Source organism: Paenibacillus sp. FSL L8-0340, from assembly GCF_038593145.1.
Classification (GTDB): domain Bacteria; phylum Bacillota; class Bacilli; order Paenibacillales; family Paenibacillaceae; genus Paenibacillus_AQ.
In genome coordinates, this window is sequence record NZ_CP151967.1 from 6,881,184 (window position 1) to 6,903,039 (window position 21,856).

19 protein-coding genes are annotated in these 21,856 nt (G+C 49.3%); 4 read left to right on the forward strand and 15 right to left on the reverse strand.

Features of this window, described 5'->3' with window-relative positions:
• Positions 1-21: 21 nt before the first annotated feature.
• The 8 genes from csrA to NST07_RS31605 form a co-directional block, all read right to left on the reverse strand.
• Positions 22-264: a carbon storage regulator CsrA gene (gene csrA, locus NST07_RS31570; RefSeq protein ID WP_342480741.1), complete on the reverse strand. Its 243-nt coding sequence runs from the start codon at positions 262-264 to the stop codon at positions 22-24.
• Position 265: 1 nt separating this feature from the next.
• On the reverse strand, positions 266-712 hold the full coding sequence (locus NST07_RS31575) for a flagellar assembly protein FliW (RefSeq protein WP_342480742.1): 447 nt from the start codon (positions 710-712) through the stop codon (positions 266-268).
• Positions 713-828: 116 nt separating this feature from the next.
• Entirely contained in the window at positions 829-1,395 is a 567-nt protein-coding gene (locus NST07_RS31580; protein WP_342480743.1) for a DUF6470 family protein, read from the reverse strand.
• A gap of 15 nt (positions 1,396-1,410) precedes the next feature.
• Positions 1,411-2,328: a flagellar hook-associated protein FlgL gene (gene flgL / locus NST07_RS31585; protein WP_342480744.1), complete on the reverse strand. Its 918-nt coding sequence runs from the start codon at positions 2,326-2,328 to the stop codon at positions 1,411-1,413.
• A gap of 14 nt (positions 2,329-2,342) precedes the next feature.
• Complete coding sequence (gene flgK, locus NST07_RS31590; protein ID WP_341379994.1) at positions 2,343-3,938, reverse strand: flagellar hook-associated protein FlgK; 1,596 nt, start codon at positions 3,936-3,938, stop codon at positions 2,343-2,345.
• 57 nt (positions 3,939-3,995) lie between these two features.
• Positions 3,996-4,496 carry a flagellar protein FlgN gene (locus NST07_RS31595; protein WP_341096769.1) on the reverse strand — a complete coding sequence of 167 codons (501 nt, stop codon included), beginning with the start codon at positions 4,494-4,496 and terminating at the stop codon, positions 3,996-3,998.
• Between the two features lie 12 nt (positions 4,497-4,508).
• Positions 4,509-4,796, reverse strand: coding sequence for a flagellar biosynthesis anti-sigma factor FlgM (gene flgM / locus NST07_RS31600; protein WP_038597336.1), 288 nt, complete (start codon positions 4,794-4,796; stop codon positions 4,509-4,511).
• A 103-nt stretch (positions 4,797-4,899) separates the two neighbouring features.
• Positions 4,900-5,310: a TIGR03826 family flagellar region protein gene (locus NST07_RS31605; RefSeq protein WP_076109633.1), complete on the reverse strand. Its 411-nt coding sequence runs from the start codon at positions 5,308-5,310 to the stop codon at positions 4,900-4,902.
• 168 nt (positions 5,311-5,478) lie between these two features.
• Between NST07_RS31605 and NST07_RS31610 the strand changes: the two genes are divergently transcribed.
• The 4 genes from NST07_RS31610 to NST07_RS31625 all read left to right on the forward strand — a co-directional run bounded on the left by NST07_RS31610 (position 5,479) and on the right by NST07_RS31625 (position 8,860).
• Positions 5,479-6,186: a response regulator transcription factor gene (locus NST07_RS31610; protein ID WP_342480745.1), complete on the forward strand. Its 708-nt coding sequence runs from the start codon at positions 5,479-5,481 to the stop codon at positions 6,184-6,186.
• Positions 6,183-7,142, forward strand: coding sequence for a HAMP domain-containing sensor histidine kinase (locus NST07_RS31615; RefSeq protein ID WP_342480746.1), 960 nt, complete (start codon positions 6,183-6,185; stop codon positions 7,140-7,142). Before NST07_RS31610 ends, NST07_RS31615 begins: the two co-directional genes overlap by 4 nt.
• Positions 7,143-7,239: 97 nt before the next feature.
• Complete coding sequence (locus tag NST07_RS31620; protein ID WP_342480747.1) at positions 7,240-8,151, forward strand: ABC transporter ATP-binding protein; 912 nt, start codon at positions 7,240-7,242, stop codon at positions 8,149-8,151.
• 1 nt (position 8,152) lies between these two features.
• Positions 8,153-8,860 (forward strand): ABC transporter permease, encoded by a 708-nt coding sequence (locus NST07_RS31625; RefSeq protein ID WP_341096776.1) that lies wholly within the window; start codon positions 8,153-8,155, stop codon positions 8,858-8,860.
• 5 nt (positions 8,861-8,865) lie between these two features.
• Here NST07_RS31625 and NST07_RS31630 read toward each other — a convergent pair whose 3' ends face one another.
• From NST07_RS31630 to NST07_RS31660, 7 genes are all read right to left on the reverse strand, one after another.
• Positions 8,866-9,732: a ComF family protein gene (locus NST07_RS31630; RefSeq protein WP_341096778.1), complete on the reverse strand. Its 867-nt coding sequence runs from the start codon at positions 9,730-9,732 to the stop codon at positions 8,866-8,868.
• On the reverse strand, positions 9,729-11,927 hold the full coding sequence (locus NST07_RS31635; protein ID WP_342480748.1) for a helicase-related protein: 2,199 nt from the start codon (positions 11,925-11,927) through the stop codon (positions 9,729-9,731). Before NST07_RS31635 ends, NST07_RS31630 begins: the two co-directional genes overlap by 4 nt.
• A 94-nt stretch (positions 11,928-12,021) precedes the next feature.
• Positions 12,022-12,465: a hypothetical protein gene (locus NST07_RS31640; RefSeq protein WP_341096782.1), complete on the reverse strand. Its 444-nt coding sequence runs from the start codon at positions 12,463-12,465 to the stop codon at positions 12,022-12,024.
• A gap of 240 nt (positions 12,466-12,705) precedes the next feature.
• Entirely contained in the window at positions 12,706-13,428 is a 723-nt protein-coding gene (locus NST07_RS31645) for a response regulator transcription factor (RefSeq protein ID WP_341096784.1), read from the reverse strand.
• Positions 13,429-13,432: 4 nt separating this feature from the next.
• Complete coding sequence (locus NST07_RS31650; RefSeq protein WP_341097803.1) at positions 13,433-14,590, reverse strand: histidine kinase; 1,158 nt, start codon at positions 14,588-14,590, stop codon at positions 13,433-13,435.
• A 57-nt stretch (positions 14,591-14,647) separates the two neighbouring features.
• Complete coding sequence (locus NST07_RS31655) at positions 14,648-17,332, reverse strand: stalk domain-containing protein (protein WP_342481995.1); 2,685 nt, start codon at positions 17,330-17,332, stop codon at positions 14,648-14,650.
• A 406-nt stretch (positions 17,333-17,738) separates the two neighbouring features.
• A complete protein-coding gene (locus NST07_RS31660; protein ID WP_342480749.1) occupies positions 17,739-21,767 on the reverse strand; it encodes an Ig-like domain-containing protein in 4,029 nt (1,342 codons plus the stop codon).
• Between the last annotated feature and the right edge of the window lie 89 nt (positions 21,768-21,856).

Consider the following 21,856-nt stretch of genomic DNA (forward strand, 5'->3'; position numbering starts at 1 on the left):
TGGATAAACAGTTCCTAATATTTAATTATTGGCATTTGAGCCGCGCAGCCGATTAATCAGTGCATTCAAATCAGACTGTTGAGGAGCAACAGATTCACGGTTCGACTCTTGAATGGAAAGATAGACTTCTTTGCGGAAAATATCAACATGTTTCGGTGCAGAGATCCCCACTTTAACTGTATCCCCATCCACACTTAGGATGGTCAGCTCAATTTGGTCCTGTATCACGATGGACTCCCCTTTTTTGCGGGACAGTACAAGCATGTTATCCACCATCCTTTCCGTCTATAGTCGACTGTTCCTGCAGCAAGCTATGCTTCGTATGATAAGGGGCCTTGTGCAAAACAATCTGTTTGCCGGATAGGCCTGTAGGATTGAGTACAACGGGAGCGAGTAGATTAATCGTTGATTGATCTAATTGCTCTTTTAATGTAATAATGCAGCGGACAACGACATCTTTGCTAATCCCTAACTCTTCAGCTTCATCATCTGGCAACTCAAATTCAAAGGTAGGGTAAAAGACAAAGGGATCACCTAACAAGAAAGATAGAGCTATGTTTTTTACAGACTGTAGTACCCAAAACGGAGTTTCCGCCATCGGTATCAGAGCAAATTCAGTCTCCTCGTCGAAGCCGGGCAATCCTTTAGAGAAATGATAGATCTGTTCTTCGTCTATTTCTAGTTTACCCCAAGATAGCGTTTCAATAATCAAGTTGTTCACTCCTTAAAAGTTCTGCAATGCAAAACTATTCCTTAGACATAATATAATATTATTAGAAAAGTATAAAAGCTATAGAGGCGCTCTAGGCACATCTATAGCTTAACAAGCTACAATTTAACATTCACTTCGGGTGGAATAAACTGAATCGATGCATACTGCTGCATGTAAATATTCAGCTTGCCGCGAGTATATTCAGTTTCCGGACGATGTCTCTCGACTTGAATATCAACCTCTGCTGCCCGAAAGCTAATTTGAGGAGCTCTCGTCTCAAAATGGATATCCACGTTATCATAGGAGGCAGGGCCACAAGGCTCAGGGAAGGAATTCGGCTCGGTATCCATGCCATATACTTCAGCTATTGTATTACCAGGCTTAAAAAACTCGGCCATTCTTGTTCCTTGCTCCATCCTGCGGGCAATCGCTTGAAGATACAACTGTTGGATCCCAGAATAGATACGTTTGTTCATATCTAGTACACTGCCTCCGTTATAGGCGGCGTGTGCCCTCGTTTGGTCAATAGTCAGCTCCGGCCGGAATGACTGCACGTTGAGTTCCCCTGGGGTAGTCGTTACATTTACCTCTGCCTTGGGCTGAGACATGGAGAACGTGCCGGGATCAGCATCAATACCAATTATCGCCGGTGTCTGCCGAATTTGCAGAATGGACTGCAGCAACGAGCTTCACCTCCGTTATCTGATAAAGTCCACGAGTGTGGTAGATATAATCTTAGCACCTACCGACAAAGAGGCGTTGTAGATATTCTCTTGAATTTTGGATTTCATAATTAGCTCCTCGTAATCGGCATCTTCTGTCTTCGCTTGCAGATCTGTCAGATTGATGTTGAGATCGCTAAGCCGATCCTGCATTAATTCCACACGATTAGTCTTCGCACCTATCTCTGCGCGGGCAGATAAGATGGTTTCAACCCGTGTATCGATATTGTCCAGTTGACCTGTTATGGCTGTTAAATCACCTTTTTTCAAGGCATCAGAAATGTTGTTAATAATTGAGAATAGATTGTCAGAGTCCCCAGTGTGACCAAACACATCATTACCAGTCATATTAATAGGCATCTGCACACCCTCACCTACAATATACTGAATTTGCCCGGAATCTGTAGTGACCGGCTTGGAAGTGTCATAGGACCCATCTGTCCCTTTGGCAAAATCATATGGCTTGGTATCATATTTCTCACCATTAAAGATGTATTTGCCGTTGAGCTTGCTGTTGGAAACATCCACAAGTTGCTGTTTGAGCTGCAAAACCTCTTCGTTGATGCTGTCCAAAGCCGATTGGGGATTGCTTCCTGTCGATGCTTTCACGGTAAGCTCCCGCAGACGCTGCACAACATCTCCTGCCTGGCCCAACACGGTATCATTATAATCCAGCCAAGAAAGAGCACCGTCTACGTTCCTGGTATATTGTTCATTTGACGAAAGCTCCGCACGGTAACGCAAGGAATATGTAATTCCTACAGGGTCGTCGGAGGGCTTGTTGATCTTCCGCCCGCTGGCCAGCTGCAGCTGTGTATCGTTCATTGTACGCGCATTGCGGTTCAAGTTAAGCAGCAGCTGTGAATTCATCATATTGGAGGTTACCCTCAACATATGCTCTTCCTCCTCTATCTACCGACGGTGCCGGTAGAATTAATCAATTTATCGAGCATTTCATCAAAAGTCGTCATAAAGCGCGCAGCGGCGCTGTAAGCATGCTGGAATACAAGCATATTCGACATTTCTTCATCCAGTGATACCCCGCTTACAGACTGGCGGCGGGAATTCACTTGCTCAACCAGAAAGTCCGAATTGCTCGCCTGGCGGGCAGCCTCTTGTGATTGGATACCAAGCTGACCGACCATAGAGCTGAGGTAGGACCCGACAGTGCCTGTTGTAGAGCCGCTTGCTGTAGTAAATGTATTGTTATCTTTGAGATTGCTGAACATCAGGGCCAAGGTATTATTGCCTTTGATCACTGAAACCTTGCCAGCGGTATCAGTAGTTGCACGCATCGAAGTAGCAAATAGGCTTGGGTCGGCTGCAATCTCCGGATTCAAACGAATATTGCCGGCAGTGATAGCTTCACCTGCGACAGCAGGGGTAAAGAATGCGCGGCCTGAGCTGCCATCCATACCAAATCCTAACTGATGCAAGCCGTTCAGGCCCTTAACAGTAGTCTTTAGATCACCAGTTAGAGGAATAGGAATTGCAGCACCTGCAAGCAGCGGGGTCTTTGTCCCGTCCACATTTATGATTTCTGAGTCTTTGAGTACAGTAGTTCCTGCGGGAACAGTAGAGCCTGCCGGAATAGTAACCTGCACCTCTCCGTTAGCAATCGTATTAGCCAAGGTATCAAGCTGTTTCTTGTAATCCGTGACATAAGTTCTGTTGGAAAATATCATCCCGTAAGCTTCTCCAGCCTTCAGATCTCCAGAGTCATAAGCAGCATTAAGGAACGCGCTGTCTACCGTTGCGCTAAGCGCTGCTCCCTGCACAAGATTCCGTCCCCCCAATGAGATGTTATATCCGGCGTCCGTATCTACCACCGTAATATTAGCAATCTTGGAGAGCTTGTCCGTCAACAGGTCACGTTGATCCCGCAGATCATTGGCTTGATCCCCCATGCCTTCAATCTTGGCAATGGATTGGTTAAGGTCGACGATAGAACTGAGGTAGGTTTGAATTTCCTTCCCCTTTACATCAATATTGGAGGTAAGATCACGGTCAAGATTATTTAATTGTGTGCTCATATAATTGATTGCATCAGTGAGCGATTGTGTGGTCTGCACTACAATCTTACGGGCCGTTGGGTCCTCTGGATTCTTGCTCAGATCTGACCAGGACTTCCAGAAGTTATCGAGTACGGTCCGGATGCCTGTATCTGAAGGTTCATTCACAATAGCTTCCAGCTTATCGAGAGTATCCGATTGGATGGTCCAGTTGCCGCTGGCGGCACTTTCTCCACGGTACTGGTCATCCAGAAACATCTCCCGGATCCGTTCGATGGAGGTGAATTCTACACCGGTACCCAGCTGGCCGGGAACGGTAGAATTAGTGAGTCCATACGCCTCAATAGGTGAAGCTGCTTTCATATTCACGCGCTGGCGGGTATAGCCTTCCGTATTTGCATTGGCAATGTTGTGTCCGGTTGTATTGAGCGCAGCAGTCTGCGTAAAAAGGCTTCGTCTTGCGGTCTCAATTGAATGAAATGTCGATGTCATGCTACTTGGTCCTCCCTTGTGATTGCTCCGGCAAAACAGCCAGTAATAAATACAATTCTATCCGCGGGTGTCAAAAAGGCCCGGCCGTGCTGCGCTGTTGCCCTTGTCGGATGGATGATGATAGGTAAAGTCCTGGTTCGGTCTTCCGACAAGCAAATCCAGGGAATAATCTATAAAGGTAAGCGACTGCTCAATCAGCTTCTGGTTCAGCTCATTGGCTTTCTTCAAGCGACGCACTGTGTCTGAAAGCTTCTGCTGAATTTGCAGCAGCCGTAATTTGTCTTCTGGGTCAAATACAAGCCGGGACAGCTCTGTCAGATTCAGATTCAGATTGGAGCGTATGCCCACATGCTGCAAAAAGGCATACGCAGCCTCCGTGCGCTGCTCTTCAAGCTGTCCAATCAGCTTCATTAATTTGGACTCACGGTTCATGATGTCAATAAGACCATCCACCTTGTTGTCCATAATCGTCTGTTTCTTGACAGCGGCCAGATCCAGCATCTGAAGATGCACTTCGTCCAGCCGCTCAAGCAATTCAAGCAATTTCGTCAATGCCATGGATGGGTTCACCTAATTCTCGGAGGATTGCTTAAAATAAGGGGCGAGTTTCTCTGCGAGTTTGGCTGCGTCTACTTCATAGGTACCTGCGGAGACCTGTTGCTTCAAGCTGTCAATCTTAAGTGCGCGTTCTGCATCAACCTTGCCGCTGTTCTGGGCTTGCAAGAGCTTAATAGCTTCGTCGGAAATAGAAACCTCATCTTTACGCGTACTCTTCTTCATTTGTTCCTGCCTTTGCGATTCCGCACTGCGTTGATACGGATTAATCGCATTAATTCGTCCGGTCTCGTTAATTTTCATAACTTCCACCTTCCTTTTGATATAAAAAAACCGATAATCTTTACTAAGTTTATCGGCCTACGTTGAAACATTCTTTATAGCTGCAAACGTTTTTTTACAGAATTTATATACCACGGAGCTTATCGACTGCCCGGTAGGCGCCCTCAGATGACTTCTTAACAGGTTCTGCAGCGGCACTTTCTTTAGCAGCATTTGCAAGATCTTTCGTCAGACGGGAGCGGCAGCTGTCGCACATATGTCCTTCACGGATCAAGGTTCCACATACTTCGCACGGCAGCATCATATTAGGCGCATTTGCTATGGAAATTCGGCCTTCGCGAATAAAACGGGTGATTTCCTTGATCGGAATCTCCGTAGCATCGGACAGCTCCTGAATATTGGTGCCTCTGTTCTTGCGCAGATATTCTACGCAGATTTCATATTGATGTTCAAGCTCTTTGAGACAGGGCTGGCACAGGTCCATGATATTTTTGACATATAACCGGCCGCACTTTGGACAATTGTCTAAATTCATTTCGGCAGCGGCTCCCTTCTTACATTCTTTACTGTGAATTCACGTCTTATGCTCTAGATTACATGATAGCAGAAATTCCGTCTATGATTAGTATCGGCTAAAAAATCGCTTTAATTATATTATAATAGCAAAAAATATGCTAAACGGTCATATCAAAGGAGAAATCACATGATTCGTATTCTTGTCATTGAAGATGATCAGGAAATTTCCGGGCTGCTCGAACGATATTTTCATAAGGAAGGCATGGACTGTGTGCGGATCGGGAACGGCCTTGAGGCAAAGGCAGCTTTTGAGCGCAACGGCCCTTTTCAGCTTGTACTGCTCGATCTGATGCTGCCAGGGATGGATGGACTGGAGGTGCTGCGAAGAATCCGTGCGGTCAGCTACGTGCCCGTGCTGATTATGACCGCCAAAGACGGGGAAACGGATAAGATCATCGGTCTCGGCAGCGGAGCAGATGACTATATTATTAAGCCTTTCAGTATCTTTGAATTAATAGCCCGTGCAAAGGCACTTATCCGGCGGTATATTGATTTTTCGGCCGATCCCCTCCTTGAACAGAGCAATCCATACATCTCCTGCGGCGATCTACTAATTGATCCCGAACAGTGCTCAGTCCTGCAAAACGGTGTCTCCCTCGGTCTGACGGCCACGGAATTTCAAATCGTCTATTTGCTGGCCTCTCATCCCAAAAAAGTGTTCACCCGGGAAAATCTATATACCCGAATCTGGGGTGAAGATTATGCAGGTACGGGTGCGGAAAACACCATTTCCGTACACATCCGCAGACTGCGCTCCAAAATTGAAGAGGACCCCTCCATGCCCCGGCATATCATCACAGTCTGGGGAATGGGCTACAAATGGGGTGAAATATGACGGTTCTTGTCCTTACTATCAGCCTGATTCTTGCTGTCCTGTTGGCCATTGTCCTTGCCTTCCGCTTACTGCGGCTTCATCGCGAACTGAATCATATCCATGAGTTTCTTTTGAACAAGACTACCTTCACAGAACCCGGACAGGCCCTGCCCAATGAGCGAGTTCGGATCTTTAGCGAAAACCCTATACTTCGCAAGTTGGCTTCCGGCATTAACAGTCTTCTGGATCGTCTGCAAAATGCTGAATCCCGTACAAGGCAAGCAGAGGACGCGCATAAACGGCTGGTATCGAATATCTCGCATGATTTACGCACCCCTTTGACCTCTGTGATGGGCTATTTAGAGGTACTGCAAACCGATGAGAATCTGAGCGGTGCGGAGCAGAAACAATTCATGAACATCGCTTATAAGAAATCCCGCTCAATGTATGAGCTGCTGGATCAGTTTTTTCAATTGGCGAAGATTGAAGCCGGGGATCTCCCCCTGCAAAACGTCCCTATAGACATGAACAGATTAACCAAGGAAATGCTGGTCGGCCTCTATCCTATTTTTCTCAACCTGTCGCTGGAGCCTGTTGTGGAGATTCCGGAAAAACGATTGTATGCGCTTGGTGATAACATGGCTGTGGAACGCATCGTTGGCAATTTACTGTCTAACAGCTTGCAGCACGGTGCTTCTTCCGGAAAGATCGGGGTTCGGCTCACCGAAACAGAGGATCACATCTTGCTTGAAATCTGGGATAACGGACCGGGGATTGCACCGGAGAACTTGAAGCTTATTTTCGAAAGAACGTACACGCTTGAACCCGCACGTACATCCGGCAGCAGCGGCAGCGGCTTGGGACTCACGATAGCCAGACAGCTCGCGCTCAAGCAGGGGGGAAGTCTCCATGCCGCTTCGATACCTGGGGAACGCACCTCTTTTATTCTGCAGCTGCCTAAGGCTTCCTCTTGCTGAATGTAGGAATATTAAAGAAAAAGTAAGAATTAAGTCATAGTTAAGTAAGGGTATTCCTCTAAGCTGAGTCCATACCTTTACTGAGGAGAGACAATCAATGATTCCTATTCTGCAAACCCGTGACTTAAACAAGCACTACCGAAACTCGGCCGTAGTTGAAAATTTGAACCTGACCGTGCGCCAGGGTGATATTTATGGTCTTCTCGGTCAGAACGGAGCCGGCAAAACTACGACCCTGCGCATGCTTCTGGGATTAATCCAGCCTACCTCAGGCAGCATCGAATGGCTTGGTAATCCGCTGCACAGAAGGCTTTACAGCCGGATTGGCTCTATTATTGAAACCCCGGGATTCTATCCACACCTGACAGCCGCCGAGAATCTCGAAATTCACCGCCGGATGAGCGGCATTCCCGAGAGGGAATCCGTGATGGAGCACCTGAAGCTGGTCGGTCTGCAGCAGGCCGCACATAAAAAGGCAAAACAGCTCTCACTCGGCATGCGCCAGCGTCTCGGCATTGCCCGTTCACTCATGCATCGTCCGGACATGCTCATCCTGGATGAGCCGATTAATGGGCTTGATCCCCTTGGCATTAAGGATACCCGCGAGCTTATTGTAGACCTGCAGAAGAAGCGGGAATTGACCGTGCTGATCTCCAGCCATATTTTGGGTGAAATCGAGCTTATGGCCAACCGGATCGGTATTATGCATAAAGGCAGACTCATTGAGCAGTTGGATTACGAAGAGATCCAGGGCAAAAACCGCCACTATCTTGAGCTTAAGGTGAATGATGATCAGCAGACGGCCGTGTTATTGGAGCACCAGCTTGGAATCCACAAGTTCCAGGTGTGGGAAAAGGGAGTACTCCGCTTGTACGAGGGCTTCGACAACAGCGGTGAAATCAACCGCCAGCTGGTGGTGCACGGGATTGAAGTGAAAGAGCTGGCCATCCGCGCCGACTCACTCGAGGATTTCTTCATCCATGTTACCAGCCAAAAGGAGCTGAACTAAGATGCTGTACTGTGAATGGCTCAAGTTCCGAAAATCGCCGCTCTTCTGGGCACTGCCCGCAGTAAGCCTGTTTGGCCCATTGTTGTTTATGGTAATGCGCCTCGGAGAACCAATGTCCTGGGAAGGTTATCTCTCGAATGAAAAGCTGATGTATGCATTCATGACGGTAACCCTTTGGATTGCTCTACTAGCCAGTCAAATCATCTCCAAGGAATATACAGATTTTACGGCTTCTGTATTATACACCTATCCACGCTCCAGAATGTCGATTATATTCAGCAAACTATTCATAGCTTTCCTGATTTTATTGGTCAGCACGTTTATTGAATTTATAGGGATGTATATTACCATCTGGATTTTTAAAGGAGAGCCGTTGCCTACAGAACTGTTGAACGATCAGTTAGCTCGCGCAGGGCTGTTCCTGCTGGGTCAGCTTGCGGTTCTGCCTCTGTTCGCTCTGCTCAGCCAGCTCAGCCGCTCACTGCTTGTTCCCGTGCTGGTGGCAGTAGCCGCTACGATTACTAATCTTAGTCTTGGACTCAGCGGCAGCAAATTTTTTTGGTATTCGCCTTTTTCCGTGGTGGCTGCCCCATATGTATCCGATATTGGAAACATCGAGACCGGAAAGATCGTAATGCTGATTGTAATTGTGTTCCCGGTCTCGCTGGCTGCGCTGCTCATGCATACCTTCAAAATGGAAGTAAAATGAACGTTCTAAGATCTGGCCCAGGTCAAGCTGTATATTTCCGCTGTGCAGCCCAAACTCGCGCTTAGCCGGATTATCGTTTCCGCACACGCACGGATGGTGCTTCCTGTGGTATAGATATCATCAATAATGATAATCTGCAAAGGCCGGTCCTGCGGATTCAATGATTCCAACAGATCTTCAAAACTTGATAGAACTTTAGAATCTCGGCTAGCGGCAAAAGCGTGCTTCATATCTGCCAGCCGCTCGGCCCGGGTCTTAAAGCTCTGTTTGCCGGTATGATGGGTACGGATCAGCAGCGGGAGCTGCGGTACCCCTCTGCGCCGGGATATCATCTCCGCCAGCCGCTCGGCCTGGTTGAACCCTCTCTCCACGAGCCGGGAGTCACTGACAGGAACAGGAACCAGCAAGTCGGCCTGCCAGAGAAGATTCCGCTCGCTTTTCCTAACAGGAAATATGATGTTTGAGAATCTGCTCTGCACCGGGCGGCTGCTGTGCATTAACTGCTCCCGTTCTTCCTTCAGAATGGAATATGCCCTGTCCAGCATCAGGCCAAGCATTGAAACCAGCTTCTCATCGCCGCGATATTTGTACCTTCCCAAAATCTCACGCATCACACTCGTATAAGCAACCGCACTGCGGTTACACACGAGTGGACCTGGCTCGCTGCTGCGGGTACAATCGGGACAGCCGACATGGCGTCCGCATTTACTGCAGCGCGGACAGCGAATCCAGGGAATAGCCGCTTCACAGCCCGCACAGACTCCAGGCAGTTCTGTTACGGGCTGGCTGTGTTTCCCGCAGATCAGGCACTGCTGCAGGGAAGGGGCAAATAAGGATTGAATATTGGCCAGCCTCAAGAGTGAGAATTTCATATCCATTTCTCCTTGCTTATCAACCCTTGTCTGCGGGCAATGGCATTCATTGTCCGAATCTGCGAAATGGCTCCGCGCTGTGACCTTGACCACTGCGGAGATAAGAAGATCACCGATCCGTCTGGATCGTCCTTTGACCTCCCGGCCCGGCCTGCCATCTGGACAAGTGAGGCCTCATCGAACAGACCACTGTCAGCATCCAGAATAAACACATCGCTTCGCGGGACTGTTACTCCCCGTTCAAGAATCGTAGTTGTCACCAGCAGGGAGATTGCCCGGCTGCGGAATCCCGCCACCTTCTCTGCTCTTTCGGGGTCCTGGGATGAGGTGCCTTCAATGGCTTTGCCCGGAAAACTCCGGCGCAGAAGCGACAGCAGTCCGGCAATATGGGAAATCCGCGACACAAACACAAATATTTGCGCTTCCCGGGCAAAAGACCTGCCCAGCGCCTTCTTAAGCTTCCCGGGCAGAGTTCTGCGCTTCAAGCATTGCTGTACCGGCGCCATGGTCAGATGCTGCGGTACGGGCAGGGGATGGCCATGAAAACGGACAGGCACTCTGGCATGCGGAAGTCTGCCGCTATGCGCTTGGCGCTGCAGCTCCGGTGGCGGCGTCGCCGACAAATAGATAAAACGGCCGTCCGGCTTGCACGCATGCTCGGCCGCAAAGGCCAGCATTGGATCATTGACATAGGGGAATGCATCCAGCTCGTCAATTATGACCAGATCAAAGCCCTGATGAAAACGCAGCAGCTGGTGGGTGGTCGCCAGCACCATCTGGCTCTGGCTCCAGCAGTCCGGACTGCCGCCGTATAGCACGGAGAGCGTCCTGTCCGGGAACGCCCGGCCCAGCCGCGGAGCCAGCTCCAGTACGACGTCGCGGCGCGGCGTCGCTATCAGCACGCGGCCCCCGGCGCGCAGCACCGCCTCCAGGAGCGGGAAAGTGATCTCCGTCTTTCCCGCTCCTGTAACTGCCCAGAGCAGGAACCGCCCTGGGCCCTGGGCGGCGGAGCGCTGGCGCGGCTCCGCCAGGAACCCCAGTGCAGCGCCGGCGGCTCCCGCCTGCGCGCTGCTCAGCCCCCACCGGCGCGCTGCTACGGTGGGACTGACACCGGCCGTACACCGTACGGCCGGAAGGGATGCGCTGCGCAGCAGCAGCGCACAGGCCCGGCTGCGCCCGAGCGCGAGGCAGGCCTCGCAGTAGGCGCAGCCGGTGAGGCCGCACGCGGCGCATGCCGTGCGGCCGGTGGCGACGCTGCCGCAGCGCAGGCAGCGTATGTCCGCGCGGCGGGCGACAGCGCCGCCGCGCAGGGGCAAGCGGAGCCGCGGCAGGCGAAGCGCCGCAGCACGCAGGAGGCTGCCTGCACTGGGCAGCCGCGCACGGACATCCCTGCCTTCGCTCTCTTTCAATTCTTCCGCCACAACCTCCCTGCTCTTCCTCTCACTCCATGCATCAACGCCTACTCTCCTGCTCTCCCTCCCACTCCACGCATCACCTACTGTATCCCTAGCTACGCTCTCACTCCATGTATCGCCCGCCACTTCCCTGCTTCCCCGCCCCCGCCTCGCCTCACCTGCAGCCTTTTGCGGGCTCTCAGTCCGCGTAGCTCTCTTTTCTATCCCCGAGCTCCATCGCCGCAGTTTCCCCTTGCTCTCTTCAACCCTGCTGCAAGCGGCCTCAAGTTTCAGCCGCCCCTGCAAATGTGCGAGCTGCGCTGCAGCTTGCCAAGTGTCTGCCAGTAGCGGCTCCTTCTCCTCCAGTAGTGCTTCAACTTCAGACTGCAGCAAAGACCGGCCGGACAGCGCCTCCACTAAGCGATCCGCCTGCGCACTGAGTGCGAAACGCGCAGTCCGTTCACTGAAACTAGCGGTTGAATGAAACTGGGTACTATTCTTCCATTCGCCACCTGCTTCTTGCTCCTCATTAATCTCAGCCTGCAATAGATTAGCCAGATAGCCAGCCCAATGTTCTTCCGTCCATTCCTGCATGCCCTTCACAGGTTTGACATTGTCACGAAGTTTGACTGCCCAACCGAGCGGCAGATCCGCAGAAAGCAATACCCGTTTGTCCGCAGACTGTCCATTCCAGCCTTCACCTCCCACCCCGCTCCACCAGACATTGTCTACCTGGATATTCAGCGAAACCCACAGGTGCCAGCATTCCTTATTCTTCACAGCATATAGGGCAACCCTCATCTGCAATCCCTCCTTAATTTATCCTGAGACACAAAAAAGCACACCACTCCATTCTTGGAGAGTGTGCTTCACCCGATTCTTGCGTATTTAATTCTCATTCGCCGCGCTCTGATTGATATCCCCCGCTTTCCGGCATCCGCATAAACCGCAACGGAGCAGTTGTGCCGGGAAACCGCAAATCGACCAATATACCCTGCTGTAACGGGCTTTCTGCCTGTAAGCTACGATTGTGCATGAACCGGGCAACATCAATGGAAGAACCGCTGCAAGCCAATCTGGAAGCCACAGCTATCGTAGCATCACTTGAATCATCGTCCATTACTGTCACCCGAAATAACTTTCCGGTCAGAAAAGCATGAATACCGATTACCCGGATATACCATTCGACAACCGCTTCATGATTACGGGTAATAAGAATATAATGCAGCCGCTTCCCAGAACATGCCGTCTGCCGGGTCAGTTCCCGGTTGCGCAAAATATGAACAAGGACAACTGCGGATCCGTATATAACCGCAATCCAGATTAACTGGGCTACCATGGAGATGCACCTCCTCTGTATACCGACACTATATGCCGGAGTTAAAAGGTCGGTGCCTGCCCATGGTTCCAACAAGACTGGGGATAGCCGGGTACATATTTACATCAGCGTTTTGCCGAATCGAATATAACTGTGCACTGAAACAATACGTTTGATTACAGCAGAATCGCTGCAGTCTGTTATGTAATGTTGTTCCGGATCATTGGGATTCTCCAAAACGTTCAGTTAAGGTTAAGCCTGTTATAGGGTTACCCAGCCGTATTTGATAGAATTAATGACTGCTTGAGTACGGTCGTCAACTTCCATTTTTTGCAGAATACTGCTGACATGGTTCTTAACGGTCTTCTCGCTGATAAAGAGGTATTCTCCGATCATCTTATTGCTCTTGCCTTCGGCCATCAGCCGCAGTACCTCTGCCTCGCGCCGGGTCAATGGATTGTTGTCGCCTGCGACGAATTTGACGCCTGCTTCCTTAACGGCCGTTTCGGTCATTGCTCCCGTCTCATTGAGATAGGTCATGCGCCGCAGCTGATTAATCAGCTTGCCCGTAACCTTAGGATGGATAAATGCATGGCCTTCACAGACGGAACGAATAGCGTTAATAAGCGACTCTGCCTCCATATCCTTCAGCAAATAGCCATTGGCACCCTTGCGCAGTGTTTCAAATACATAGCTTTCATCATCATGAATCGACAAAATAATAACCTTGACTTCAGGGAACATTTCACGCAGCTTTTGAGTAGCCTCCACACCGTTCTCGATAGGCATATTGATATCCATAAGCACGATATCGGGTTTATTGACATTGCAAAACTCCAACACCTGGATGCCGTCACCGCATTCGCCAATGACTTCAATGTCATCCTCCATATTTAAAATACGTTTCAGCCCTTCACGAAACAACTGATGATCATCGGCCAAAAGAACCTGAATGGGCGATTTGCCAGAACTTTGGTTCTCCATCACATTACTCCTTTCCCTTATCCACATTCGTCGGAATGTGGATTACAATTGTTGTGCCCTGATTCTCCGCTGACAAAATCTCCATTCTTCCTTCAAGCAGTTCCACCCGCTCCCGCATGCCTACCAGTCCAAAGCTTTCGCGGTTGCCCTGCTCGCTTACCTTCTTAACATTAAAGCCTAATCCATTATCCTTTACGACGATCTTAATCAGCTGCGCCTGATAAGTGATCTCTACTAGCACATAGCTGGGAAAGGCATGCTTGGCCGCATTGGACAAACCTTCCTGAACCAGGCGGTACACCGCCGCCTCCATGGCAGAAGACAGCCTGTGCTCCTTGCCCCTCGTTTCAAAGGAGGTTCTGATCTTCGTCTTCTCCTCATAATCATGAACGTATTTACGGAGTGTCGGGATCAGCCCCAAATCATCGAGAGCCATCGGACGTAAATTAAAAATCACCTTGCGCATTTCTTCGAGGCTGTATCGAACCTGTCCCTTTAAGTCTATTACTTCGTCCTGCACCAGGGCAAATTCCTGCTTTACCAGCATTCTTTCTACAATTTCCGTCCTAAGGACTAAATTCGCCAGCATTTGAGCAGGACCGTCATGAATTTCCCGGGCAATTCTCTTCCGTTCCTCTTCTTGAGCCAGGATTATTTTGAGTCCGATCATCTGCCTGTTCTTCGCAGTTTCGACAATTCTAGTCACTTGTCCTAGTTCTCCGGACAAATATTCCAGGACAACGCTCATTTGCGAACCAATCGATTCGGCACGTTCCACTGAGTTCTCCACACTTCGAACCCGCTGTTGCAGTTCATCCCGTCTGCTTCGGAGATAGGTTTCCCTTTCCCTTGTCATCATGAGCTCCAGCTGAAGCTCTGTCGCCTTCTCATACGCAATCCGGATATCTTTCTCCGAGTAGCGGACAAAATCCCGGCTAACCTCAGTCAGCCGGATGCGGGAGCGGTGGTACTGCAGCTCCAGTTTGTCTACCTTTTGCAATGTTTCATCCGTTTCTTCCATAACGCGCTGCAGTTCTTTGGTGAGTGCAACAAGCTCATCCCTTGCAACCTGCAATATTTCAAATATCTGATACTTGCTGCTCTCCATCACGTCGATGGTATTCTTAATAACGCGATCTATCGCATCGGCCTGAAATTCCACGGATGCTTGCCCCATTTCTATCGAATCGTATTAAAGGCTTTCCTTTATACTAACATATCACGATTCGATAGTTACGGTCTTCGTGTTCTGTTCCCATTTTACGGTCAAACCTAGCTGTTCTGAGACCAATCTTAGAGGTACTAAAGTCCTGCCCTGTAGGATCAAAGGAGCTACTTCAGCACTCTGCCGTTTCCCGTTCAACACATATTCCTTGCTATTCACAGTAAGCTCCATAACTTTTGCACCTCGCAAAATCAAGATCTTCTTGGTGCTCGAATTCCAACCCGCGCTGCCGCCAAACGCGTCCATCACATATTTAATCGGCACATAAGTACTCTCACCTTTAACAACGGGAGCTACGTCAATGGGTTTATCCGCTCCGTTCAGCGCCATGGATTTGGAACCAATCTTCATTACAGCGGTTCCCTTCGGAAGTCCGGCTTCACTGGAAAGCGACGGCATCACAAAGGAAAGATTGTCAAAAGCAACGGTGCCGGTTTTGGCCCGCTCATCTTGTCCTTCCTCTACATTCACCACATACAATCTCTTTAAAGATGCAGGGAATTTAATTCCGGAGCCTGACAAATCAATATTCAAGCTTTTCCAGCCGTTCCAGTCGATAACTTTGGCCAAATCAATATAAGCTGTAGTTCCGCTACTGTCCACTACTTCAGCCCGTAGCCAATTCAAACTCATATCGCCCATGACATCAAGCGACATTGAGGTTGCTGCTGCCGGGATGCTTTTACCGCCCGTGCCATTGAATTGGGCGTAGGCATACATTTTGCCACTGCCGGCCGTCATATCATAGCTAAGCGACAGCACCTTGGAGCCTGCACGTTCAGCACTGCCCGCCGTAACACCCGCAGTTCCTGTTACAGTGTTGACGTTTGAAGTAAAGGCAATCGGATAGGTTACATTCTCAAAGTCTTCCCAGGTAGAAGCTGCCGCTGCCGACAATACAACTGCAGTGCTGAAGCCGTCATAACGGGCTATCGCATAGCCGGTAGTCACACCAGGATTGACAGAATCAACTGTGAGCTTACCCTCCTGCACATTGCCCTTAAAACCGACGAACTCCCATTTGAGTGCTGAATTCGGCACTGAAATTGTTGCTCCGCTCTTGGCAGCTGCTGTCACAGGCACGGATACCGATGCGCCGGCCGTCAGAGGCGCTGTAGCCGTTCCAACAGACAGACTGTTCAGATCCTCACCACCCAGAACAGTGACCTTTGTAGACGCGCTAGCCTTACCGCTAGTCGCTGTCAAGGTGACTGTCCCCGGCTTCACTCCGGTTACTTCCCCTGTACTTACACTTGCACTGCCATTGCTTGCCACCCAAGCCGGGTTTGCTGCAGCTACATCGATTGGATTATAGTACGTATCATAGCCTTTTAAAGAATAGCTTTCCTTTTGTCCGATCAGAAGCACCGGGCTGCCGCTGATTTTAATCCCTTTTACTTCGCCTTTTGGAGCAGATGTAAATACTCCAAGCCCGTTGACAATGCTGCGCTGCTCTTTGCCATACTCTGTATTAAACGTTAGAGTGGTCGAGGTTTCGGCCAAAGGCCGGTCTACCATCGTTGTAGAGCCGCCTCCGTCCAGATTGAGCCCCTTCCAGACCCCGATATCCGTCATGAAGGATTGCAGCTCTGACAGCGACATTCCGGCACTGTTGTCATTTTTCTCGACTGCGATAACATAGGCATACTGTCCATCCTGTGAATACCCCAGTGCTGTGCGGGCACGGTAACCGCCAAGACTGCTGGTTGAGCGCGAGAAGGTCGCAGCTTGGCCGCCATTAACCAGTATCGTATGTCCGCCTATCATCATCTGCACATTGGCGGGATCGAGCTCCTGCTGCGTTGTTTTGGAGCGTAGCGTATAGTCTGTGACCAGCTTTTGCCCTACAGCCAGGTGACCCGTAACAAACTGAGACGCGAGTCCATGTGTCCGCAGAATATAGGCACCTTTAGGAACTGCTATTGCCAGAGCTTTACCGGCTTCTGAAATCTGGGTAATAATATCATTCTCAACCAGAACCTCTGTGGGGCTGGCCGAGCTATTCTTTGGCCGCTCCCGCGCTGTCCAGGCATCTGTATAAACATAGGCAGCATTGGCATGGCTGTATGTGGAACTGCCTCCATCCGGAGTATAAGCTCCTTTGTTGATACCCGATAACGGGAATTGCGAACCATCCTCCGCCGTCACCAGCCCTTCAAACGTATATTCGTCGATCACAGGCTTGCGGTCCTTGGTAACAGCAAAGGCGTACATTCCATTAAGCTGCGACGGCGTTGAAACAACGACTCCGCCCGTTACCTGTCCACCAATAGGCGCGCCTTCACCACTTGTATTGAAATAGTCTCCATTAACTGCCGCCACTGCTCCGGTTTCCGCAGCCATACCGCCTGTGCTTTGGCGCGTAGTCAAGTTGCCGCCTTTGCCGGTCATCACATCTAGAGATACGTAGGGGTTATTCAGATCTACACGAATTACATCCGCGAGCCCAGTCGCATTCTTGCCGGAGCGGGTGGTGGAGAATTTATATTTCATCATAACTGCCCCTGAAGTGATTACCTCTTCACCTAATTTGGTTACTTTAATAGAGGCTGCTGCTTGAGCCAACGATGCGGTTCCTGGCCCGAAATGAGGCAACCCTTCACTGCCGATTACCGGCATGATCCACAGCACTCCTGCCAATGAAGCGGCGATCCATCTTTTAGCTGGCGACATTTTCATTCCCCGTAAATCTGCTCTGCTATTCTTGTCCTTGAATACTTCATTCATTTCAGCGTAACTCTCCCATCTCATTGTTAAAAATTTAAACTTCCCCATAGGTTCACATCTATTTTCAAAAATCCTATAAACTGTTTTCAGTGTCCCTGTTATATCTTTAATAGACTGAATTTATGGGAAAAAGTTGCGAATATTACTAGATTCATCAATTTGAACTGACAAAAAGCGCCCGGCGCAAAACCGGACGCTTGAGAGCGGACATATAGCTATTGTCAGTAGTAATGCCACACTCGGATACTCATGCTCTTGCAAGTGGAAACGGTTTTGCCGTCCTAAAAAGGACAGTATCCGTTTCAGCGAGAAATAGAAGGATAATTTATAGCGTGAAGCCATATAAATTCGTATATTTTTACAAAAAACCAGCCTTTGTCAGCATCCGCTGCAGCATTACTGCCGCTTGAGAGCGGGTGGCATTGCCTTGAGGCTGAAACTGGGCGCCAGGCATACCCAGAATAATTCCTTCCTGTACAGCTTTAGCCACAAATTCGGCGCTTTGACCCGAAACCTTGCTCTTATCTTTAAAGGCCGAAAGTACGGATGTGCTTGTGCCGCTAAGCGTAATCGGATTTTTGGTGTATTCCATAGCCCGAATCATCATTGTCGCCATATGCTCACGGGTAATATTGGCATTGGGACGGAAAGTACCATCCGTATTGCCGGTAATAATTCCGGCCTTGGCCGCTGCTCCAATAGCATCTCCGATTTGGGTAGAAGCTTGAACATCACTGAAGCGCTGTGCCGTCTCACGGTCACCCAGCAGCCCAAGCCCTCTGCTTAGCATCACCGCAAACTCGGCACGGGTAATCTTCTGCTCTGGCTTAAAGGTGCTGCCGTAGCTGTTGTCTATAATATTTTTGGCCGCCAGCAAAGCTACACTTGATTTGCTCCAGTGCCTGCTCATATCTGAAAAGCCCCGGGTAGACAGAAACGTTCCTACCACCTGATTCCCTACCACCTTCGCCTGAATGAAGGTATAGCTTCCTGCCCCGCTGATTTTGCCAGGCAGATATGCTGCTTCAGAATAGACAAGGTCCAGTCTGGCTGCTAAAGTCTGGTCACTGACTAAAGAAGAAGTTGTACGGGCCGTATATTCCCCCGGAACACTTAGAACCGTACTATTGGAATAATTGCCGCTGACCGCAGCGGTCAAACGGATATCCACAAGGCTGGTTACACTCTGCAGTCCCTGAGCTTTAAGCGTTGCCTCAACTGGCCCAAATGTGCCGAAAGGTACCTTTTCAAGTCTTAGCATCAGCGAGATATTGCTGCTGTCTGTAGTTAACTTGGATGCAAGGCCGGTCATATCTATGTCATTTAGTGCAAGATTGTACAGGCTGTCACCATAACGTATAGCAAAGGCTGCCTTACTGTCGCGTTTTACTGCTTCCAGCAGGGGCTTAAGCGGTACAACTACATAGGCCCCCAATTCCGTGGAGGGCACTTCAAATGCCAGAGACGGACTGCCCATTTTATTGAGATAATCATAGCTGGCAGTTAATCGGTCAGCCGTAAGGGTATATCTTTTTACCGACTGGTTATATACGGAACGGTCATCCGCAGAAGCTGCGGAGTCCCCCTTCAATAGCGGATACTCTTTGCCAAATTCACTTGCTGCCAAAGTTCCCAGATACGAAGGACGCCCCGTTGCCGATGTGCCTACACCGGTGAGGTTCTGAACAGAAAGCGCGCTGAATGAAGCAAGCGCACTGCCGTTCAGATCCAGAATATTTCCGGAACCGGACATATAAGATAAAACGACGGTTTGTCCGGTTTTGACTGCCGTGGACAACAGCAGCTTCAATGTACTTCCCGATACAGTATACGATTGTATACCCACGCTGCTTCCATCAGCTCTCACACCAAACTGGTTGGTGTACAAGCTTGAGGACGCCTGCATATTCTTGCTGAAGTTTACAATAAGCTCATCACCGGAGACAGTCGCTGAATTAATAAAAGGCACTGTTGTTGTACCATTACTACTGCTGGTGCCTGAAACCGACACTGGCTGCAAATTAATGTAGGCGGCCCGGTTGCCGTTCAAGTCACTGATACCAGATGTTCCTGGTACATAAGAGATCGTAGTGGAATTATTCGTGCTCAAGGCGCTCGCTAGCGTCAAGGTTACCAGATTTCCGCTTACGTCTACGTTTGTCACATAATTAGGTGTATTCCCCACAAGTACGGAGAATTGGCTGTTCATCGGCAAATTAGCCGTTGACAGTCCTTCATTATAAGTTAGTACAATCTTATTTCCCGAGCCTGCAGCGCTTTGATAGACAGGTGCAGTTGAATCACTGGTATTACGGATATAGAAATCGCTAAAATTCGCTATATTTTGGCTATATTGATCTTGGATAGGATAAGATCCGGCATAGTAGGTTACGCGAATCGTCTGTCCATTCGCTGCATCATTACTTAGCCCCAGAATGACCGTGGAGCCACTGGAAGTGGAGGAGACCACTCCAAGTGAAACACCATCTGCATAAACAGAAAATTGGCTGAAGGCGTTATTGGAAATTGCTTTAAGTGTATCATTGAAATTCAGCGTTAGTGTCTTGCCTGACAAAATTCCGTCCTTAGGCGCTGGAAGCGCCGTTTGGACTGTGTTCGTTACCTGTCGTAGTGAGAACGTAGATGCTGCGTTGCCGGCGGCATCCTGAATCGTTCTAAGGCCACCCGTATAGGCTATCTTGACAAATTGGCCTACTGCCACACCCGTACTAAGGGTCACATACACGCTGTCCCCTTGGATATATACACTCTCTACTGCCCTTTTCTCATCGTTGACCGTTACATTAAAGCTGGAAGACAGCAGAGCAACTGCCGGACGAATTGCTTCATCATACTTCAGCCGGATTGTGCGGTTACTTTCAAGCTGTGTAGACACCAGAACCGGTGCCCTCTTATCTAATGCCACCGTTCGGAAACTCCAAGAGTTTTTTCCGTTGAGTCCCTCATATGAATTCGGATTATTTTTTTCAATAAAAGCACCTGATGGAATATCAACGTAATAAATAGTATCGTTTTCGAGCGCACTTGAAGGCACGATTACGAATTCACTGTCGTTATTTCCGCCAATTACTTTTGATCCCAATTTTGTTCCATTGCTCTTATAGAGGCTCACAGGATTCGTCTCAATATACTTACTTGGACGGTTGAAGGTAATCTTAATGGGCTGATCAAGCGCCGCAGATTCACTGCGGTCTGCCGGGCTGAGCGAGTCTACAGCATAACCAGTTTGTGAGGTAGTTGTAAAACTCCATACATACGGTGTTCCTGAGGCAGGAAAAGCATTGCCATCCTGGTCATTAAACGCGCCTGCAGGAATAGTGACTGTGTAAATAGTATTATTCATCAGCGGACTCGTCGCCGATGTCGATGCTACCGTTATGGTTCTGGTCCCGCCACCGGTAACAGCCGAGGAGTTCACATCAAAGTATCTTGTATCCGCTGCATTAGTGGAAGATAATTTGATCACTCCATTAACCGGCGTCATCGGCTGGTCAAAGTTCAGCTGAATGTTGCCGGCTGGGGATACGGCAGTAGCACCACTGGCTGGAGATACATTTACCGCAACGCCTGTTCCCTTTGTGGAAAAACTCCAAATGTTCCCACTGGTTATTCCAGCGAAGGTTTTATTCTCATCATCCTTAAAAGCATAAGGATCGATTAGAACATAATAACTTTTTCCAGCCGTAAGTCTACTCGCCAGATTCAATCTCACTATCGTGGAAGAGTCGTCGCTTTGCAGATTGACTGAATAATCTCCATCATTAACCTTGAATTCCTGAACAACAGAATTGTCTGCCGAGGAAATGAGTTTAATGGATCCACCGCTCTTTTGCAGCTTCTTGTTCAGCTTAAAGCTAAGCTGAGTCAGTGTTGTGGAATCTACCCGTGAATAGTTCGCCGGAGTGAATTCGCTTGCCACAATATTCAGGTTCATTTCAGGTGATGAGGTAAATGTCCATGAAGCAGCCGCTGAGTCAGCACCCGCCCCGTCCTTAAACAGTCCTCTGGGAACAGTGACGGTATAGGTTTTGTTCTTCTCCAGCTGCTTGCCTAATTTAACTTCGTATTCCGTAGAATTGCTGATTAGCCCAGAACTGCCGATAGGCACCGTCACATATGGCGTGCCTGTGTCTCGCGTAGTAAGGGTGATATCTCCACTCTGCGGATACACCTGACGATCGAATTTCAGTTTAATGGAGGACGATACATTTACATTGACCTCACCTGCTGTTGGCGAAGTTGCCATGCTGAATTCGCTTGCAGCATAAACTGCTGAATTCCCGGGACCGATTGACGAATACCCTGCACTGAGCAACAGATCCCCTGCCAAAATGAGTGCTGCTAATATTGAAATTTCCCTTTTCATGCGGTGATAGACTCCTCTCAAGCCATACTTTCGTCTTTACATATATTCTTATATTTCGGCTAAATGGCTTCCAAAGTTTAGAAGAGTTC